This window comes from Sphingomonas bacterium (assembly GCF_028292945.1).
GTDB lineage: Bacteria > Pseudomonadota > Alphaproteobacteria > Sphingomonadales > Sphingomonadaceae > Sphingomonas.
Genome location: NZ_JAQGLJ010000045.1, coordinates 71553 through 90079, shown reverse-complemented (window position 1 = coordinate 90079; position 18527 = coordinate 71553). Strand labels below are relative to the sequence as shown.

Annotated in this window: 20 protein-coding genes; 13 read left to right on the top strand and 7 right to left on the bottom strand. The window is 68.9% G+C overall.

The features are described from left to right. Positions 1 to 2: 2 nt before the first annotated feature. Both pdxA and rsmA read left to right on the top strand, forming a co-directional pair. Entirely contained in the window at positions 3 to 977 is a 975-nt protein-coding gene (pdxA, locus tag JWN21_RS06060; RefSeq protein WP_299647274.1) for a 4-hydroxythreonine-4-phosphate dehydrogenase PdxA, read from the top strand. Then, on the top strand, positions 971 to 1801 hold the full coding sequence (rsmA, locus tag JWN21_RS06055; protein WP_299647313.1) for a 16S rRNA (adenine(1518)-N(6)/adenine(1519)-N(6))-dimethyltransferase RsmA: 831 nt from the start codon (positions 971 to 973) through the stop codon (positions 1799 to 1801). Before pdxA ends, rsmA begins: the two co-directional genes overlap by 7 nt. Here the strand turns inward: rsmA and JWN21_RS06050 are convergent. The 3 genes from JWN21_RS06050 to guaB all read right to left on the bottom strand — a co-directional run bounded on the left by JWN21_RS06050 (position 1776) and on the right by guaB (position 5112). Continuing rightward, on the bottom strand, positions 1776 to 2273 hold the full coding sequence (locus tag JWN21_RS06050) for a tetratricopeptide repeat protein (RefSeq protein ID WP_299647272.1): 498 nt from the start codon (positions 2271 to 2273) through the stop codon (positions 1776 to 1778). The genes rsmA and JWN21_RS06050 overlap by 26 nt on opposite strands. A gap of 34 nt (positions 2274 to 2307) precedes the next feature. Beyond that, on the bottom strand, positions 2308 to 3483 hold the full coding sequence (locus JWN21_RS06045) for an RsmB/NOP family class I SAM-dependent RNA methyltransferase (RefSeq protein ID WP_299647270.1): 1176 nt from the start codon (positions 3481 to 3483) through the stop codon (positions 2308 to 2310). A gap of 171 nt (positions 3484 to 3654) precedes the next feature. Further along, the gene (gene guaB, locus JWN21_RS06040; RefSeq protein ID WP_299647268.1) at positions 3655 to 5112 is read right to left on the bottom strand and encodes an IMP dehydrogenase; all 1458 of its coding nucleotides are present in this window, start codon (positions 5110 to 5112) and stop codon (positions 3655 to 3657) included. A 118-nt stretch (positions 5113 to 5230) separates the two neighbouring features. Here guaB and JWN21_RS06035 point away from each other — a divergent pair, with 118 nt between their 5' ends. After that, positions 5231 to 6241 (top strand): SPFH domain-containing protein, encoded by a 1011-nt coding sequence (locus JWN21_RS06035; protein ID WP_299647266.1) that lies wholly within the window; start codon positions 5231 to 5233, stop codon positions 6239 to 6241. A 9-nt stretch (positions 6242 to 6250) separates the two neighbouring features. Continuing rightward, a complete protein-coding gene (locus tag JWN21_RS06030) occupies positions 6251 to 6733 on the top strand; it encodes an NfeD family protein (protein ID WP_299647264.1) in 483 nt (160 codons plus the stop codon). Positions 6734 to 6962: 229 nt separating this feature from the next. Here JWN21_RS06030 and JWN21_RS06025 read toward each other — a convergent pair whose 3' ends face one another. Continuing rightward, complete coding sequence (locus tag JWN21_RS06025; RefSeq protein WP_299647311.1) at positions 6963 to 8576, bottom strand: phosphoenolpyruvate carboxykinase; 1614 nt, start codon at positions 8574 to 8576, stop codon at positions 6963 to 6965. 140 nt (positions 8577 to 8716) lie between these two features. Here JWN21_RS06025 and JWN21_RS06020 point away from each other — a divergent pair, with 140 nt between their 5' ends. The 7 genes from JWN21_RS06020 to JWN21_RS05990 all read left to right on the top strand — a co-directional run bounded on the left by JWN21_RS06020 (position 8717) and on the right by JWN21_RS05990 (position 13958). Further along, on the top strand, positions 8717 to 9421 hold the full coding sequence (locus JWN21_RS06020) for a response regulator transcription factor (RefSeq protein ID WP_299647262.1): 705 nt from the start codon (positions 8717 to 8719) through the stop codon (positions 9419 to 9421). Beyond that, entirely contained in the window at positions 9390 to 10982 is a 1593-nt protein-coding gene (locus JWN21_RS06015; protein ID WP_299647260.1) for a stimulus-sensing domain-containing protein, read from the top strand. The genes JWN21_RS06020 and JWN21_RS06015 overlap by 32 nt, the downstream gene beginning before the upstream one ends. Before the next feature lie 4 nt (positions 10983 to 10986). Continuing rightward, positions 10987 to 11421, top strand: coding sequence for an HPr kinase/phosphorylase (locus JWN21_RS06010; RefSeq protein WP_299647257.1), 435 nt, complete (start codon positions 10987 to 10989; stop codon positions 11419 to 11421). Further along, a complete protein-coding gene (gene rapZ, locus JWN21_RS06005) occupies positions 11418 to 12332 on the top strand; it encodes an RNase adapter RapZ (RefSeq protein WP_299647256.1) in 915 nt (304 codons plus the stop codon). Before JWN21_RS06010 ends, rapZ begins: the two co-directional genes overlap by 4 nt. Positions 12333 to 12347: 15 nt before the next feature. Further along, positions 12348 to 12755 (top strand): PTS sugar transporter subunit IIA, encoded by a 408-nt coding sequence (locus JWN21_RS06000; RefSeq protein ID WP_299647255.1) that lies wholly within the window; start codon positions 12348 to 12350, stop codon positions 12753 to 12755. After that, entirely contained in the window at positions 12752 to 13030 is a 279-nt protein-coding gene (locus JWN21_RS05995; protein ID WP_299647254.1) for an HPr family phosphocarrier protein, read from the top strand. Before JWN21_RS06000 ends, JWN21_RS05995 begins: the two co-directional genes overlap by 4 nt. 112 nt (positions 13031 to 13142) lie before the next feature. Beyond that, the gene (locus tag JWN21_RS05990) at positions 13143 to 13958 is read left to right on the top strand and encodes an RNA methyltransferase (protein WP_299647253.1); all 816 of its coding nucleotides are present in this window, start codon (positions 13143 to 13145) and stop codon (positions 13956 to 13958) included. Here JWN21_RS05990 and rmuC read toward each other — a convergent pair. The 3 genes from rmuC to recR form a co-directional block, all read right to left on the bottom strand. Further along, on the bottom strand, positions 13955 to 15409 hold the full coding sequence (gene rmuC / locus JWN21_RS05985; protein ID WP_299647252.1) for a DNA recombination protein RmuC: 1455 nt from the start codon (positions 15407 to 15409) through the stop codon (positions 13955 to 13957). The two genes, JWN21_RS05990 and rmuC, sit on opposite strands and share 4 nt — an antisense overlap. Before the next feature lie 61 nt (positions 15410 to 15470). Further along, positions 15471 to 15995 carry a peptide deformylase gene (gene def, locus JWN21_RS05980; protein ID WP_299647251.1) on the bottom strand — a complete coding sequence of 175 codons (525 nt, stop codon included), beginning with the start codon at positions 15993 to 15995 and terminating at the stop codon, positions 15471 to 15473. Positions 15996 to 16066: 71 nt separating this feature from the next. Continuing rightward, the gene (gene recR / locus JWN21_RS05975) at positions 16067 to 16663 is read right to left on the bottom strand and encodes a recombination mediator RecR (protein ID WP_299647249.1); all 597 of its coding nucleotides are present in this window, start codon (positions 16661 to 16663) and stop codon (positions 16067 to 16069) included. 149 nt (positions 16664 to 16812) lie between these two features. Here recR and fmt point away from each other — a divergent pair, with 149 nt between their 5' ends. Beyond that, positions 16813 to 17724 carry a methionyl-tRNA formyltransferase gene (gene fmt / locus JWN21_RS05970; RefSeq protein WP_299647247.1) on the top strand — a complete coding sequence of 304 codons (912 nt, stop codon included), beginning with the start codon at positions 16813 to 16815 and terminating at the stop codon, positions 17722 to 17724. Beyond that, on the top strand, positions 17721 to 18473 hold the full coding sequence (gene truA / locus JWN21_RS05965) for a tRNA pseudouridine(38-40) synthase TruA (protein ID WP_299647245.1): 753 nt from the start codon (positions 17721 to 17723) through the stop codon (positions 18471 to 18473). Before fmt ends, truA begins: the two co-directional genes overlap by 4 nt. Positions 18474 to 18527 lie beyond the last annotated feature (54 nt).

The following is an 18527-nucleotide window of genomic DNA, read 5'->3' as shown; positions in this document are numbered from 1 at the left end:
GGATGCTCCCGCTGGCCGTCTCGATGGGCGACCCGGCGGGCATCGGGCCGGAGATCATCGGCAAGGCATGGGCGGCGGGCGATCTGCCGCCCTTTGTCGTCGTGGGTGACGCGGACGCGATCCGCGCAGCGTGGCGCGGGCCGATCGTCGTAGCGGCGACCATCGAGGCGGGGGTCGAGGCGTTCGGCTCCGCTCTGCCCGTGCTGGCCTGTTCCCCTGCCGGGCCCGTGACGCCGGGGCAGCCGACGGACACGGGCGCGCGCGCGGCGCTCGATGCGCTGGAGCTGGCCACGCGGCTGGTGCGCGACGGCTCGGCGGCGGCGCTGGTGACCGGGCCGGTGTCCAAGGCGCAGCTCTATCGCGTCGGCTTCACTCATCCCGGGCAGACGGAGTTCGTCGCCGACCGTTGCGGGCGGGCGGCGGGCGACGCGGTGATGATGCTCGCGGGGCCGGGTCTTCGAGTCGTCCCGATGACGGTGCATGTGCCGCTCGCGGATGTGTCGCGATTGCTCACGATCGCGCTGATCGTCGGCAAGGCACGCACGACTGCGGAAGGGTTGCGGCAGGACTTCGGGATCGCAGCGCCGCGGCTGGCGGTGGCGGGGCTGAACCCGCATGCGGGCGAAGGCGGCTCGATCGGGCGCGAGGAGATCGAGGTGATCGCCCCCGCGATCGCCGCCCTGCGCGCCGAGGGCATCGATGTGACCGGGCCATGGGCGGCGGACACGCTGTTCCAGCCCCGCGCGCGCGCCGGCTATGACGCGGTGCTGTGCCCGTATCACGACCAGGCGCTGATCCCGCTCAAGACGCTGCATTTCGACGAGGGGGTCAACATCACGCTGGGACTGCCGATCGTCAGGACATCGCCCGATCACGGCACCGCGTTCGATATCGCCGGCAAGGACTTGGCCGAACCCGGCGCGATGATCGCCGCGATCCGCATGGCGGGCGAGGCGGCCGCACGGCGGGCATCGTGACGCTGCCGCCGCTGCGTGACGTGGTCGCGCGCCACGGGCTGCAGGCGAGCAAGGCGCTGGGCCAGAACTTCCTGTTCGACGGCCAGCTGCTCGCGCGCATCGCCGCCGTGCCGGGCGAGCTGACCGATGCCGAGGTGCTGGAAGTCGGGCCTGGCCCCGGCGGGCTGACGCGCGCGCTGCTCGCCGCCGGGGCGCGCGTGACGGCGGTGGAGCGCGACCGACGTTGCATGCCCGCGCTCGCCGAGCTGGGCAGTGTCTATCCCGGCCGCCTTGTGGTGATCGAGGGCGACGCGCTCGCCGTCGACCTTCCGGCGCAGTTCGAGGGCAAGCCGCACATTGTCGCCAACCTGCCCTACAATATCGGCACCGCCTTGCTGGTCGGCTGGCTGACCACCGACTGGCGGCCCTGGTGGGCGTCGGCGACGCTGATGTTCCAGCGGGAGGTAGCCGAGCGCATCGTCGCCAAGGCCGGAGACGATGCCTTCGGGCGGCTGGCGGTGCTGGCGCAGTGGCGCTCGACGGCGCGGATCGCGATGCCGGTGCATCGCTCCGCCTTTACGCCGCCGCCCAAGGTGATGTCGGCGGTGGTGCATATCGAGCCCGTCGAGGCACCGGCGGGCGTCGCCGTGCGCGATCTGGAACGGTTGACCGCCGCGGCGTTCGGTCAGCGGCGCAAGATGCTTCGGCAGAGCCTGAAGGGCGTGCCGGGCGCACTCGCGGCGGCGGAAGTGCTCGGCATCGACGTTTCGCGGCGGGCGGAGACGGTGACGATCGAGGAGTGGGTAGCGCTCGCCCGGCTTACGGGCGGTTCGCCGGCGGCGTGACCGCCTGCGCGGTGGTGATCGGCGGACCCTTCGCGATCACGGCGGCGAGTTGCGTCGCCTCGCCGCAGCCCTTCTTGCAGATGGTGCGAATGCGCGCGAGGTTTTCGCGGGCGCGTTTGACCGCGCCCTTGGCGACCAGCGCCTCGCCCTGCCCGGCCAGCGCGGCGACATCGTTTGGTTCGAGCAGCAGCGCCTCGCGATAGAGGCGGATCGCCTTGCCGGGCAGGCCGCGCGCCTCGGCGGCATCGGCCAGCGCCACGAAAGCGGCACGATTGCGCGGATCGACCGCCACCGCGGTCTCGAACGCGTCGACGGCTGCGTCCATGTTGCCCGCCGCGCGCGCCGCGCGACCATCGGCCAGCAACTGCAGCGAGCGCGTATCCACCGGTGACACGGCGCGCTGGCCTTGCAGCGAGGTGGAGATCGACACCAGCGCCAGACCGGCGGCTACCACGAGCGGCAAGGAACGCATCATCAACTCCAGGCGAGATCCCACACCCGCATCGCTAGCATGGGGCAAGCAGGCGCGCGACAAAAAAGCCGTCGGTGGCGTCGCTTGCGGGATCGAGGCGCACGCCCGCGCCATGCGGCCGGCCGGCCGGCAGCGACAGGCGATCCGCCGTCCAGCCCGGACGGCCTTTCAAGAACGCCGTGACCTGCTCGACGCCTTCGCCATCGAGGAGCGAGCAGACGATGTAGACGAGCGCCCCGCCCGGGCGCACCAGCTTCGCCGCCACCGCAAGGATGCCGCGCTGGGTCTCGATCAGCCGTTCGATGCGGGTGGGGGTCAGTCGCCAGCGTGCCTCGGGATTGCGACGCCAGGTGCCGGTGCCCGAACATGGCGCGTCGACCAGCACCACATCGGCGGTGCCCATCCAGTCCTCGAGCGCCATCGCCTCCTGCCCCGGATCGAGCAGGCGGGTCTGGACGATCATGACCCCAGCCCGGTCGGCGCGCGGACCGAGCCGCGACAACCGGCCGCGATCGGTATCGGTTGCGAGGATGACACCCTCGTTGGCCATCGCTGCGGCGAGCGCCAGCGTCTTGCCGCCGCCACCTGCGCACAGATCGACGACCCGCGTTCCCGGCGCGGCGCGCGCGGCCAGTGCGACGATCTGACTGCCCGCGTCCTGAACTTCGACCAGCCCGCCGAGCGACGCGACATTGGTGCCGGCTTGGAGACGGACCGCGTCGGGCAGTCCGGCAATCGCCTCTCCCGCACCAAGCTGCGTCATCACGTCTTCCGGCGAGCCCATCAGCCGGTTGACGCGGATGTCGAGCGGCGCACGGTCGACGAGCGCACCGATGGCGTCGTGATCCAGACCCGACGCCTTCAAGGACCGGACCAACCAGGCGGGGGCGACGCCGCACTTTGCGGGCACCTCGTCGGCAGCCACGGGGGCGGGTCCGTGCGCGGAGCCGTCGAAAGTCGCACGCACGTCCGTGTCGCTGGCGGCGACCGCCAGCATGGCCGCTCGGCCGCTCGCCGGCCGCTCGCCGCACGCGCGGATCGCAGCGTAGATCAGCTCCCGCACCGCGCGCCGGTCCTTCGAGCCGGCGTAGCGCCGCGTCGCGAAATAGCGCGCGATCAGCGTGTCCGCCGCCGCCCCGCCTTCGCGTGCGGAGAGGATGATGGCGTCGAGGAGCTCGATCGCGGCCTGGGTACGGGCGGGGGGTGTCATGGGGATGTGCGACCTTTGTTGCCCGCTCCCGCTTTTGCGGGAGAGGAGCGAGACTTAGCGGCTGCGTAGCAGACGCTTAGTCGCAGCGGTGAGGGTCTTCTTCTTGCGAGCAGCATAAGAAGGCCCTCACCTCCCGCACAGGCGGGAGAGGGTTGGTACCGCACCGCCACGCTAGCGCGTCGGATAGTTCGGTGCTTCCCGCGTGATCGTCACGTCATGGACGTGGCTCTCCATCAACCCCGCGCCGGTGATCTGCACGAACCGCGCGCGTTCGCGCAGCTCGGCCAGCGTGCCTGCGCCCGTATAGCCCATTGCCGCCTTCACCCCGCCGACGAGCTGGTGGACGACGTCACGCGCCGGCCCCTTGAACGGCACCTGTCCTTCGATGCCTTCGGGAACCAGCTTCATCTGATCGCGCACGTCGCCCTGGAAGTAGCGGTCCGCCGAGCCGCGCCCCATCGCGCCGACCGAGCCCATGCCGCGATAGGATTTGTAGGCACGGCCCTGGTACAGGAACGTATCACCGGGCGCCTCGTCGGTGCCGGCGAGCAGCGAGCCGATCATCACGCTCGATGCGCCCGCCGCGAGTGCCTTGGCGATGTCGCCGGAGGTGCGGATGCCGCCGTCGGCGATCACCGGCACGCCCAGCTTGCGTCCGGCCTCGGCGCATTCCAGCACGGCGGTCAGCTGCGGCACGCCGACGCCGGCGACGACACGGGTGGTGCAGATCGAGCCCGGACCGATGCCGACCTTGACCGCGTCGGCGCCGGCGCCGGCCAGGGCGCGGGTCGCCTCGGCGGTGGCGACATTGCCGGCCATGACCTGCACCGAATTGGAGAGCCGCTTCACCCGCTCGACCGCGCGCGCGACGTCGCGGTTGTGGCCATGAGCAGTGTCAATGACGATCAGGTCGCACTCGGCATCGACCAGCGCCTCCGTACGCTCGAAACCCTTGTCGCCGACTGTCGTCGCGGCGGCGACGCGAAGGCGGCCGGCGGCGTCCTTGGTGGCGTTCGGGTAGGTGATCGCGCGTTCCATGTCCTTGACGGTGATCAGGCCGACGCAACGATACGCCTCGTCCACCACCAGCAGCTTTTCAATGCGACGCTGGTGGAGCAGGCGCCGCGCCTCCTCCTGCCCGACGCCGACCGACACCGTAGCGAGGTTGTCGTGCGTCATCAGCTCGGCGACCGGCTGTTTCGGGTTCTCGGCAAAGCGCACGTCGCGGTTGGTGAGGATGCCGACCAGTCGGCCGTTCGCTTCCACCACCGGGATGCCGCTGATCCGGTTGCTCTTCATCAACGCCTGCGCGTCCGCCAACGTGGCATCGGGCGCGATCGTGATCGGATTGACGACCATGCCGGATTCGAACCGCTTGACCTGCCGCACGGCGGCGACCTGCTCGTCCACCGACAGGTTGCGGTGGAGCACGCCGATGCCGCCCAGCTGCGCCATCGCGATCGCCATGTCGGCCTCCGTCACCGTGTCCATCGCCGAGGACAGGATCGGGATGTTGAGCCGGATGCCGCGCGTCAGCTCGGTGCGGGTGTCCGCCATGCTCGGCAACACCTCCGACTCCGCAGGCACGAGCAGTACGTCGTCGAAGGTCAGGCCAAGCCGAATGTCCATGAAGTGCCTAAGTCCTGCGCGGGAGTGGCGGACCATGTAACCGCATCCGCCGCGCGCGGCTAGGCCGGTCGCCCCTGCCCTGCTATGTTCGTTCGAACTCAGGGGGAGTGACGTTTCGATGGGCCTGACCTTAGCCGCACTCGCGCTGACGCTGGTGCTGTTCTACCTGTTCGCGTCGATCAAGATCGTCCGGCAGGGCTATCAATATACGATCGAGCATTTCGGGCGGTTCACCAGCGTCGCGCGGCCGGGTTTCAACTTCTACCCCGCCTTTTTCTATCGTGTCGGCCGCAAGGTGAACATGATGGAACAGGTGATCGACATCCCGGGGCAGGAGATCATCACCCGCGACAATGCGATGGTCTCGACCGACGGCGTCGTGTTTTTCCAGGTGCTCGACCCCGCCAAGGCCGCATACGAGGTGTCCGACCTGCTCGTCGCGTTGCAGCAGATCACCACCACCAACCTGCGCACGGTGATGGGGTCGATGGACCTCGACGAGACGCTGTCCAAACGCGACGAGATCAATGCGCGGCTGCTGGGCGTGGTCGATCACGCGACCAATCCCTGGGGCGTGAAGATCACCCGCGTCGAGATCAAGGACATCCGTCCGCCCGCCGACATCGTCAACGCGATGGGCCGGCAGATGAAGGCTGAGCGCGAGAAGCGCGCCAACATCCTGGAGGCGGAAGGCTCGCGCGCATCCGAAATCCTGCGCGCCGAAGGGCAGAAGCAGGCGCGCATCCTGGAGGCGGAGGGCCGCAAGGAGTCCGCCTTTCGCGACGCGGAGGCACGCGAGCGCGCGGCGCAGGCGGAGGCGAGCGCCACCACCGCAGTGTCCGATGCGATCGAGCGCGGCGGGGTTCAGGCGATCAACTATTTCGTCGCGCAGAAATATGTCGAGGCGATCGGCAAGTTCGCGACCTCGCCCAATGCCAAGACGATCCTGTTCCCGGTCGAGGCGACGCAGCTGATGGGTACGCTGGGCGGCATCGGCGCATTGGCGAAGGAGGCGCTGGGTGAGGCTGTGCCGATGACCTCCAAGGCTGTTCCGTCAGTGCCTCGAGTGACGCAGGAAGAACGCAAGAGCCTGGCCGGTGCGTCGGGCGAAGGATCGCCGGCAGCGTGATCGCTGATCGTGGATAAGGTCGACCCCGCCTTTGGGTGGCTGATCCTGGCACTGATATTTGGCGGCGCGGAGCTGCTCGCGCCGGGCGTGTTCCTGATCTTCCTCGCCATCGCGGCGGTGGCGACGGCGGCGATCTGCTTCGCGGTGCCCGACGTGCCGCTGGCGGCGCAGCTCGGTGCGTTCGGGGTCTGGTCGGCGATCGCGGTGCTGATCGGGCGGCGCTGGTATCGCGACTATCCCACCGCCACCGAGGACGCGCTGTTGAGCGATCGCGGGCAGCGGCTGCTGGGGCAGATCGTCAAGGTGGCCGAGCCGTTCGTCGACGGGCAGGGCCGCGTGACGCTGGGCGACTCGGTGTGGCTGGCGCGGGGCGCAGATGTGACGGTGGGCACGCCCATGCGCGTGGTCGCGGTCGAGGGGTCGGTTCTGATCGTGGAGCCCCTCCCTCTCCCGCAAGCGCGAGAGGGGCAGACCGCGCAGCGCTCAGGGTGAGGGCACGACGGCCCACCAGAGTGTGACCCAGCCTGGATCAGGCGCTTCCCCGGCGGACGGCGGGGTCCAGTCCGCGACGCGGCCGACTGGGCCCGACTTCCGTCGCGAAAGGCAGATTCAACGACCTTGGGTCATGGTGCAGAGCGATCGGCCGCCTGGACTCGACGCCGTGCCCTGACCGTGCCGCCTTCGCGAGCTGTCCCTCTCCAGCTTGGGGGAGAGGGTGAGGTTACGCGGGCTGCGTTTCTCGCGTCACCCTTGGCGCGGCCCGGCGGACACCTTCGTCCACCTGGCTCTCGAACTGCGTGAAGTTCTCGATGAACCTGTCGACCAGTTGTGCCGCCGTTGTGTCGTAGGCGGCCTTGTCGGTCCATGTCGCGCGCGGGTTCAGGATCAACGAGTCCACCCCTGCGACGTTGACTGGCACCTGGAAGCCGAAGTTCGGGTCGGTACGGAACGCGGCATCATTGAGCGAGCCGTCGAGCGCCGCGTTGAGCAGCGCGCGCGTGACCTTGATCGGCATGCGATGGCCGACGCCGTACTTGCCGCCGGTCCAGCCGGTATTGACCAGCCAGCAGGCGACGCCGCCGGCCGCGATACGCTCCTTGAGCAGATTGCCGTAGACCGACGGGTGGCGAGGCATGAACGGCGCGCCGAAGCAGGTGGAGAACGTCGCGTCCGGCTCGACCACGCCGATCTCCGTTCCCGCGACGCGCGCGGTGTAGCCGGACAGGAAATGGTACATCGCCTGATCGGGCGTCAGCTTTGCGATCGGCGGCATCACGCCATAGGCGTCCGCGGTCAGGAAGATCATGTTCTTCGGCACGGGGCCGAGATTGTCGGCCGATGCGTTGGGAATGAAGTTGATCGGATAGACCGCACGGCTGTTCTCCGCGAGCGTCGGATCGTCCAGGTCGAGCGTGCGGGTGGTGGGGTCCATCACCACATTCTCGAGCACGGTGCCGAACCGCTTCGTCGTCGCGAAGATCTCCGGCTCCGCCTCGGCCGACAGGCGGATGGTCTTGGCGTAGCAGCCGCCCTCGAAGTTGAAGACGGCGGTGTCCGACCAGCCATGCTCGTCGTCGCCGATCAGCGTGCGGCTGGCATCGGCGCTGAGCGTCGTCTTGCCGGTCCCCGACAGGCCGAAGAAGATCGCCGTGTCGCCTTTTGGCCCGATGTTTGCCGAACAATGCATGGGCATGACGCCGGTCGGCGGCAGCAGGTAGTTCAGCAGGCTGAACACCGACTTCTTCATCTCGCCGCCATAGCGGGTGCCGCCGATCAGGATCAGCTTGTCGGTGAACGACACCGCAATCACCGTCTCGCCCCGGCAGCCGTGACGCGATGGATCGGCGCGGAAGCTGGGCAGATCGATGATCGTGTATTCGGGTGCGAAGCCGGCGAGCTCGCCCTCTTCGGGCCGGACGAGCATGTTGCGGATGAAGAGGTTGTGCCAGGCGAGTTCGTTGACGACTCGGACGCGGACCCGGTGGCTCGGCTGCGACCCGCCGAACAGGTCCTGCACGAACAGCTCCTGCTTCTCGCCTAGCGCCGCCAGGAAGTCCTGCCTCAGGCGAGCGAACGCGCCTGCGTCCATCGCCTGGTTGGACTTGCCCCACCAGACCGTGTCCTCCGTGGTCGCGTCGCGGACGATGAAGCGGTCGCGCACGGAGCGACCCGTATGCGGCCCCGTCTCCACCACCAGCGGTCCGTCCTTGGCAAGGCGGCCCTCGCCCCGTGCGATCGCGGCCTCCACCAGCTGCGGTGCATGCAGGTTCCAGTGAACCCGCGCGTCGGGGCTGATGGTGGTGTGAAGGCCTGCCGCCAGATCGATGGCGGGAATACGCTGGCTCAACGGTGATCCTCTTCCGGACAAATGCTTGGGGCGCTGCGCCCTTTGTGCGTGCGCTTATCGCAGCCCTGCGGACAGCGTCAAATCACCTTGGTTGAGCGGCCCGACGGATTGCCCTAACCCCTGGTGCGATGACGGCCACGATCGCCCTGGTCGACGACGACCGCAATATCCTGACGTCGGTGTCGATCGCCCTTCAGACCGAAGGGTTCCTGACGCGCGTCTATGCCGATGGCGAGACGGCATTGAAGGCGCTCACTGAAAACCCGCCCGATCTGTGCATCTTCGACATCAAGATGCCGCGCATGGACGGGCTGGAGCTGCTGCGCCGGCTGCGGGAGAAGAGCCAGGTGCCGGTGATCTTCCTGACCAGCAAGGACGACGAGCTGGACGAGGCGCTTGGCCTGGCAATGGGTGCGGACGATTATATCGCAAAGCCGTTCAGCCAGCGGCTGCTGCTCGCGCGCATCCGCGCTATCCTGCGCCGCGCCGAGATCGCCCAGCCCAGCGGCGACGGGGAGATGATCGCGACCGAACCGCTGGAGCGCGGGCGGCTGCTGATGGACCCCGCACGGCACCGCACCACCTGGGCCGGCGAGCCGGTGGTGCTGACCGTCACCGAATTCATGATCCTCGAGACGCTGGCGCAACGGCCCGGAATCGTGAAGACGCGCAATCAGCTGATGGATGCGGCGTATCAGGACGACATCTATGTCGACGACCGCACCATCGACAGCCACATCAAGCGGCTGCGACGCAAATTCCGGCAGGTCGATCCCAGCTTCGACGCCATCGAGACACTATATGGCGCCGGATACAGATTTACCGACGACTGAGGACCCGGCCGAGACGGGCGACCTCGCGCTTCGCTGGTCGGGGCAGATCTCGCTCACGCGCCGTATTCTGGCGGTCAACATTTTCGTGCTGCTGCTGATCGCGGGCGGATTCTTCTACCTCGATTCCTATCGCTCACGCATCCTGGATGGACGGGTCGCGCAGGCGTTGCGCGAGGCGCGGCTGATCGGTGACGCGATAACGGCCGGGGGAAACCGCCGCCGTGACGAGATGGTGGCGCGGCTGGCCGAGGAGATGGGCGTCCGCATCCGCCTCTACCGCGCCGACGGTGCGCTGACCGCGGACAGCCGCTCGCTGGGCATACGCAACTTCGTCCTCGCCGATCCCGACAAGGATGCGTCCGGCCAGGGCGTTGCGCGCTTTCTGGACGCCACCATAGACACCGTCGTCGGTGCGCCGCGGGCGCCTTTGTATCGCGAGCGGCGCGACGGCGCGGCGTGGCCCGACGCAAAGGCGGCGCGCGAGGGCAAGATCATCGCCGCGACCGTGTGGCGCGCGCCCGACCGCACCCCCGTCATCACCGCCGCGTCGCCGATCGGCGACGACGGCGTCGTGCTGACCACAGTCAACGCCCGCGACATCACGCAGACCGTGCGCGTCGAGCGGTTTCGCCTTGGCGTCGTCCTACTGGTGGTGACGCTGGTGTCCGTGCTGCTGTCGCTATTCCTGGCGCGCACCATCGTGCGCCCCTTGCGACGGTTGGCGCGCGCGGCGGTGCGGGTGCGGTTGGGACGCGCGCGCGAGGTGGTGGTGCCGCGCCTGCCGGACCGCCGCGACGAGATCGGCAGCCTTGCCCGCGCGCTGTCCGACATGAGCCTGGCCCTGCGCGCGCGAATCGATGCGACCGAGGCGTTCGCGGCCGATGTGACGCATGAGCTGAAGAACCCGCTCGCCTCTCTGCGCTCGGCGGTGGATGGGCTGGGCCGCGTCACCGATCCAGAACTGCAGGCGCGACTGCTGGCGATCGTCCATGACGATGTCCACCGGCTCGACCGGCTGATCACCGACATTTCGGAAGCCTCGCGGCTCGATGCGCAGCTGAGTCGCGCAACCTTCGAGCGGATCGATGTCGCGGCACTGCTGGAGGGACTGCTTGGGCAGCGCGACCAGCGCGGCGTCGAGCGCGGCATTCGCCTGCGCTTCGACCGCAGCGCGGGTGGACCATGCATGGTGCTGGGCGAAGGCGCGCGGCTGGAGCGCGTATTCGAGAATGTGCTGGACAACGCGCTGTCTTTTTCGCCCGATGGCGGGCTGATCACCGTGGCGGTGACGCGCGAGAGTCGCGAGTTGGTGGTGCGGGTAGAGGACGAGGGGCCCGGCGTGCCGGAAGAGGCGCGCGAGGACGTGTTCCTCCGCTTTCAGTCGATCCGCCCCGCGACGGAGGCGTTCGGCCAACATTCCGGCCTGGGCCTCGCGATTGCGCGCACCATCGTGGAAGGGCATCAGGGCAGGATCACCGTCGAATCGCGCGAAGACCGGCTCGCCGGCTCGCGCTTCGTCATCCGCCTGCCGCTCGCACGCGACCGGCCAATCGAGGATTAACCGCTTGCCGGAGCCATCTTCCGATACGCTGCACGCCACGACCGTCGCGATCGACGGGGAGGCGGTGGTGATCGAGGGCCGCTCCGGGGCTGGCAAGTCGGATCTGGCGCTGCGTCTGATCGATCGCGGCGCGACACTGGTGAGCGACGACCGCACCCTTGTCACGCGCGACGGTCAGCGGCTGATCGCCAGGTCGCCTGAACGGATGGCCGGGCAGGTCGAGGTGCGGGGGCTTGGGATCGTAACCGTGCCGCACGTGGACGCCGCGCCGGTGGCACTGGTGGTCCGGCTGGCGGAGGAGGATCAGCGACTGCCGGAACGCCGCGTGCGCCGCATTGCGGGTATCGCCATCCGTGAGGTGACGCTGGACCCATTCCGCGCATCGACCGTGCTCAAGGTCGAATGGGCGTTGCGCCAGCCGGAGGTGCCGCCCGCATGAGCGCTGCAAGGGACAAGGGCATCCTGATCGTCACCGGCATGTCCGGCGCCGGCAAGTCTACCGTGCTGAGGACGCTGGAGGATCTGGGATGGGAAGTGGTCGACAATCTGCCGCTGCCACTGCTCGATCGCCTGCTGAGCGCGCCGGCGGAGGGTGACGAGCCGGCGCGGCCGCTGGCATTGGGGCTGGGCACCACCACACGTGATTTCGACCCCGCCAGGATCATCGCGCGCTTGTCCGATCTGAGCAGGCGGGGCCGGGAGGTCGGCACGCTGTTTCTCGATTGCGCGGGCGCCGAACTGGAGCGGCGCTATGCGGAAACACGGCGACGCCATCCGCTCGCCGACGATCGGCCAGCATCGGACGGCATCGCGCGTGAACGCGAGCTGCTGGCTCCCTTGCGCGACTGGGCCAACCGGCTGATCGACACGACCAACATCAGCGCGCACGATCTGGCGGGGCAGGTGCGCCAGAGCTTTGCCGCGGGCGAGGACGAGCCGGTCCTGTCGGTGACGTCGTTCGGCTTCGCGCGCGGGCTGCCGCGCAACGCGGACCTCGTGTTCGACATGCGGTTCCTGCAGAACCCCCACTGGGTGCCGACGCTCAGGCCCGGCACGGGGCTGGACGCCGACGTCGCCGCCTATGTCGCGGCCGATCCCGCCTACGAAGAGGCTTTCGAGCGCATCGCTGAGCTGGTGGCGATGCTGCTTCCCCGCTATCGCGCGGAGGGCAAATCCTATGTCACCGTGGGCATAGGCTGTACCGGTGGGAGACATCGATCGGTCCATGTCGCCGCCCGACTGGGGCGGTGGTTGCGCGAGCGGGGCTTTTCGCCCACGGTGACCCATCGCGACCTGAAGGCCGCGCCGCAGGACTCGTTGGAAGACCGCCGGCCGGCCGGTACAAGGTAGAGAAATCTAGAGCACATGATCGGCTTGGTTCTGGTGACCCACGGGCGGCTGGCGGAGGAGTTCGTCACCGCGATGGTCCACGTCGTCGGTCCGCAGGAGCAGATCGCGACCGTCGCGATCGGTCCGGAGGATGACATGGAGGAGCGCCGCGAGGATATCGCCTCCGCGATCGCCGGCGTGGACACGGGCGCGGGCGTGGTCGTGCTGACCGACCTGTTCGGCGGCACGCCGTCCAACCTCGCCATCTCGCTGATGCAGCGCGGACATGTGGAGGTAATCGCGGGCATGAACCTGCCGATGCTGATTCGGCTCGGTTCCGCGCGCAAGGCGATGAAGGTCGCCGACGCAGTCGCCGCGGCGCGCGAGGCGGGGCGCAAATATATCTCGGTTGCCTCCGAGGTACTGGGCGAAGCGGCGGCGTGACGGGCGTTTCGCGCACGGTGCCGGTCACCAATCGTCGCGGTCTGCACGCGCGCGCTTCCGCCAAGTTCGTGCAGCTCGCCGGACAGCAGCCGTGCGAGGTGCAGGTGATGCGATTCGGGGGCGGTGATACGGTGACGGGAACATCGATCATGGGCCTGATGATGCTGGGCGCGGCGATGGGCGACAGCGTCGTGATCAGCGCCGAGGGCGATGGCGCGCAGGCGGCGGTGGCGGCGATGGCGGCGCTGGTCGAGGCGAAATTTGGCGAGGACTGACACGCCTCCCCTCCCGCTTGCGGGAGGGGTCGGGGGTCGGCCTGGGACGTCGGGCGGACCGTGTGCGGACAGCCCCTCCCCTCGCCCCTCCCGCAAGCGGGAGGGAAATTAGATGCCTCGCCTCATCACTGCGTTCTCCAATCCCCTGATCAAACAGGTGCGCGACCTGCGCGACAAGCGGTATCGCCGCGAGTCGGGGCGCTTTCTGGCCGAAGGACTGCGCATCCTGACAGAGGCGCGCGAGACCGGGCGGCTGCCGGTGCAGCTGTTCTTCGCGAGCGCCGCGCATCCCTTGGTCGGCGAACTTATCGTCGCGGTCGAGGCGGCGGGCGGCGACGCGATCGAGACGACGCCCGATATCCTCTCCAAGCTGTCGGGCAAGGACAACCCGCAGGCGGTGGTGGGCGTGTTCGAGACGTGGGACACGCCGCTCGACGCGCTCGACCGGACCGCGAGCGGCATCTGGCTGGTCGCCGAGCGGCTGCGCGATCCGGGCAATCTGGGCACGATTCTGCGCACGGCCGATGCGGTCGGCGCCGGCGGACTGATCCTGATCGGCGAGTGCGTCGATCCGTTCAGCGTCGAAGCGGTGCGCGCGAGCATGGGCGCGCTGTTCACCGTACCTGTCGTGCGGGCGGAGTGGCCGGCGTTCTTGATGTGGCTGCGCGCCGGACCGGGGCAGCTGGTCGGGCTGAGCCTCGACACTGACGCCGACTATCGCGGCGCGGCCTATGTCGAGCCGACCTTCCTGCTGACCGGCAACGAGGCGCAGGGCATGCCGGCCGACTACGCCGCCGCCTGCGACCTGCTGGTCAAGATCCCGATGCTGGGCAAGGCCGACAGCCTCAACGCGGCAGTGGCGACAGCGGTGATGGCGTATGAGGTGTTGGGGCGGCGACACGGCGCCGACGGAACAACGACCCGCTAATCGACCGCTTCACCTACGGCGATGAGCTTGGCCGAGCCTCGGGCGGTGCGTTCGATCGCGGCGGGCGTCTCGATCAGCTTGCCGCCGCCGTCCATCTTGTACGCTTCGAGCTTCTTCGCGGTGGTGAGGACGTTGCTGTCGAGGCTGCCGACGAACTTGTTGTAGTTCTCGACCGTGTCGTCGAGCGACCGGCTCATCCGCCCGAGATGATGCGCCATCACCTGGATGCGCGCGTAGATCTCCTTCCCCAACGCGCCGATTTCGCGGGCCTCGGTGGCGAGCTTCTCCTGTTTCCATACCGCGTCGACGGTGCGCGCGATGGCGATTAGGTTGGTGGGGGTGGCCAGCAGCACGCGCTTGTTGAAGGCGAAATCCCACAGGTCCGGGTCATGCTCCAGCGCCGCGTTGAGGAAGTGTTCGCCCGGCACGAACATGACGACATATTCCGGCGTGTCGTCGAATTGCGACCAATAGCTCTTGCCCGACAAGCCGTTGACATGGGTACGCATCGACAGCGCGTGCGCCTTCAGTCCGGTCAACCGCTCGGCATCGTCAATCGCGTTGAAGGCATCCTGATAGGCGTTGAGCGACACCTTGGCGTCGATGATCAGCGACTTGCCGCCGGGCACCCGCACGATCGCATCGGGGCGCAGACGGCCGCCCTCCCCGTCCGCGACGCTGACCTCCATCGCGAAGTCGGTGTGTTCGGCGAGCCCGCACGTCTCCAGCACGTTGCGTAGCTGCTGTTCACCCCAGCGACCGCGCGCCTTGGGCGCGTTGCGCAGCGCGTTCACCAGCCGCGCGGCTTCGGTCGAGACGCGCTCCTGCCCGTCGCGCATCGCCTTGATCTGGCCGTCGAGCTCGCCGAACGCGGTGCGGCGCTCCTGTTCGACCTTGGTCACCGTCTCCTCGTAGCGTGTCAGCCGCTCGCTGACGGGTTGCAGCAGCTGCGCGATCTTCTCGCCCTGCAGCTTCTCCGACTCGGCGAAACGCTGATGCGCGCGGTCGAGGAACTTGGTCTGCGCGGTTTCCAGCGCCTTGCCGGCCGCAGCTTCGAAATGGGTGCGCATGGCGACGAGGTTGGCCTCATGCGCCTCCTCCCGCGCCGCCGACTGTGCGCGATGTGCGGCGAGGTCGCTGGCGTGCTGGCTTCGCTCAGCCTCCGCCGCCTCGGCGCGGCGGACTAGATCAGCGATCTGCTGCCCGGATTTGAGCAGCGCCGCTTCGTGTGCGGCGGTCTCCGCGCGCAGGCCGGCGACGAGCTGATGCGCCTCGTTGCGCTCGCGCTCGACCTCGTCGCGCGCCTTGCGGATCAGGTCGGCGTCGGCCGAGCGCGATTGCGCGACGGCGAGGTCGCTGGCCAGCGCACCCGAGCGGCGACTGGCGATCAGCCAGCCGATCAACAGCCCGGCGAGCAACGCGAAACCGGCAGCGGCGATCAGTTCGGTCATTCGGCACCCCTTTTCGGGGAGGAACGTAGCCGGAACGATGAAGCTGGGACAGCCCCTTTCGTCAGCCGGCCTTGCGCTGCTTGTCGAGCTTCTTGAGCACCATGGCGCGCTTCAGGCGGCTGAGATGGTCGATGAACAGCACGCCGTTGAGATGGTCGATCTCGTGCTGCATGCAGGTGGCGAGCAGGCCGTCGAGTTCCTCCTCGTGGCGCTCGGCCTGCTCGTCCAGCCAGCGGACGCGGCAGCTGGCGGGGCGCGCGACCTCGGCATATTGCTCCGGGATCGACAGGCAGCCTTCGTTGTAGGTCGACAGCTCGTCGGATACCGACAGGATCTCGGGGTTGATATAGGCGACGGCGTTGCGGACCGGCTTGCCGTCCGCGCCCTCCTCCTCCTGCAGGTCGATGACGAGCACGCGCTGCGCCACGCCGACTTGGATCGCGGCAAGGCCGATGCCGTGGGCGGCGTACATCGTCTCGGTCATGTCGGCGACGAGCCGGCGGGTCGTGTCGTCGACCTGTTCGACGGCGCGCGAGACGAGGCGGAGGCGGGGGTCGGGGATCTCGACGATGGGCAGGATGGCCATGGCGGCGGGCGCTATGGCGCGCCGGTGCAAGGGTCAAGCTTAGCTGACCGGTCTTCTTGCTCGCAGCGGTGTTATTGTACGGGACGCCTCGCGCGCAGGGCTTGGGCCAGCGTGCCTTCGTCGAGGTAATCGAGCTCGCCGCCCACCGGCAGACCGTGGGCGAGTTGCGTCACGCGGACGGGAAAGCGCTCGATCCGCTCGGCGACATAATGCGCGGTGGTCTGGCCCTCCAGCGTCGCGTTCATCGCCAGCACCACCTCGTCGATGCCACCCGCCTCCACCCGCCGCACCAGCGTGTCGATCGCGAGGTCCTCCGGTCGCACGCCTTCGAGCGCCGACAGCCGCCCGCCAAGCACGTGAAAGCGACCGGGGAACAAGCGCGAGCGGTCGAGCGCCCATAGATCCGCCACCTCCTCCACCACGCACAGCGCGCGCGCGTCGCGGCGCGGGTCGGCACAGATCGAGCAGGGGTCGCTGGTGTCGACATTGCCGCAGGTCGCACAGGTGGCGAGCCGCGCCTCCACCGCCTGCAACGCGGCGAGCAACGGCCCTAGCGCGGCCTCGCGCCGCTTGAGCAGGTGCAGCACGGCGCGGCGCGCGGAGCGCGGGCCAAGGCCGGGAAGGCGGCTGAGGGCCTGGGTCAGGGTCTCGATTTCGGGGGACGCCATGGGAGGAATGTAGGAACAATGCTCCCATCCGTCATGCTGAACTTGTTTCAGCATCCATGCGCGACGGCTCGCCAATCGTCAGCGTCGCGCATGGACCCTGAAACAAGTTCAGGGTGACGAAGGCATCACTAATATGGTGAAGGGTGTCCATGCGGATCATCTTCATGGGTACGCCGGCGTTCGCGGTGCCGACGCTCGACGCGCTGGTCGCGGCCGGGCACGACGTGGTGGCAGCCTACACGCAGCCACCGCGACCGGGCGGGCGGCGCGGGCGCGAGCTGGTCCCCTCCCCCGTGCAGCGCCGTGCCGAGGAACTTGGCATCCCGGTGCGCAGCCCCGTTCGCCTGCGCGGTGCGGAGGAGCAGGCGGCGTTCGCGGCGCTCGATGCCGACGTGGCGGTGGTCGCCGCCTATGGCCTGATCCTGCCGCAAGCGGTGCTTGATGCGCCGGAACGCGGCTGCCTGAACGTCCACGGCTCGCTGCTGCCGCGCTGGCGGGGCGCGGCGCCAGTCCAGCGCGCGATCCTGGCGGGGGACGACGAGACCGGCGTTTGCATCATGCGGATGGAGGCGGGGCTGGATACCGGGCCGGTGCTGCTCGACGGAAGGGTGGCCATCGGCAGAAAGACCGCGGGCGAGCTGACCGACGAACTCGCGCGGTTGGGCGCCGCGCTGATGACCGAGACGCTCGCGACGCTCGACGCAAGGGGAGCGCTGCCGCAGCCGGCCGAGGGGATCACCTATGCGGCGAAGATCGACAAGGCGGAGGCGCGGATCGACTGGTCGCGACCGGCCGTTGAGGTCGAGCGGCTGGTGCGGGCGATGAACCCCGCGCCCGGGGCGTGGTTCGAGGTCGCGGGCGAGCGGGTCAAGGTGCTGGCGGCGACGGTGCTCCCCTTCAGCTTTCCCGGCGGCGAGGGCTTCAGCGTCGACGACCGGCTGACGATCGCATGCGGAGACGGCGCGATCAGGCCGACGCTGGTGCAACGCGCCGGACGCGGCGTGACCACGGCCGAGGAATTGCTGCGGGGCTTTCCCGTTCCCACCGGGACGCGGCTTTGACGCGGTTTGCGTTGACGGTCGAATATGACGGCCGCCCCTTTCAGGGCTGGCAGCGGCAATCGAGCGGGCCTTCCGTCCAACGCTCGTTGGAGGAAGCGGCGTTCGCGGTCACCGGCGAAGCGGCGACGGTGCACGCGGCGGGGCGGACCGACGCGGGGGTGCATGCGCTGGCGATGCGGGCACATGTCGATCTCACCAAGGACATTGCGCCGTTTCGCCTGATGGAGGCGCTGAACGCGCGCGTGCGACCTGCGCCCGTGGCGGTGACCGCGTGCGAGGTGGCAGCGGACGACTGGCATGCACGGTTCTCATGCCGTGCGCGATACTACCGCTATATTGTTGCAAACAGGCGCGCCCCGCTGACATGGGAGCGAGGACTGGCGTGGCGGGTGCCGCAGCCGCTCGACGTGGAGGCGATGGCGGCAGCGGCGGCGGTGCTGGTGGGGCGGCACGACTTCACGACCTTTCGCTCGGTCCATTGTCAGGCGGACAGCCCGGTGCGGACGCTCGACCGGCTGGTCGTGACGCGAGTCGACGACCGCATCACGGTCGCGGCCTCCGCGCGGTCGTTCCTGCACCATCAGGTCCGCTCGATGGTCGGGTGCCTGGCGCTGGTCGGGATGGGACGCTGGGCCGTCGCCGACATGGCCGCCGCGCTGGCGGCACGGGATCGCGCGGCGCTGGGACTGAACGCGCCGCCCGACGGGCTGTTCTTTGTGAAGGCGGATTACCCACCTCCGTCACCCTGAAGTTGTTTCAGCATCCATGCGCGACAGCTACGCCAGGCTGCGTCGCTGGCGGTG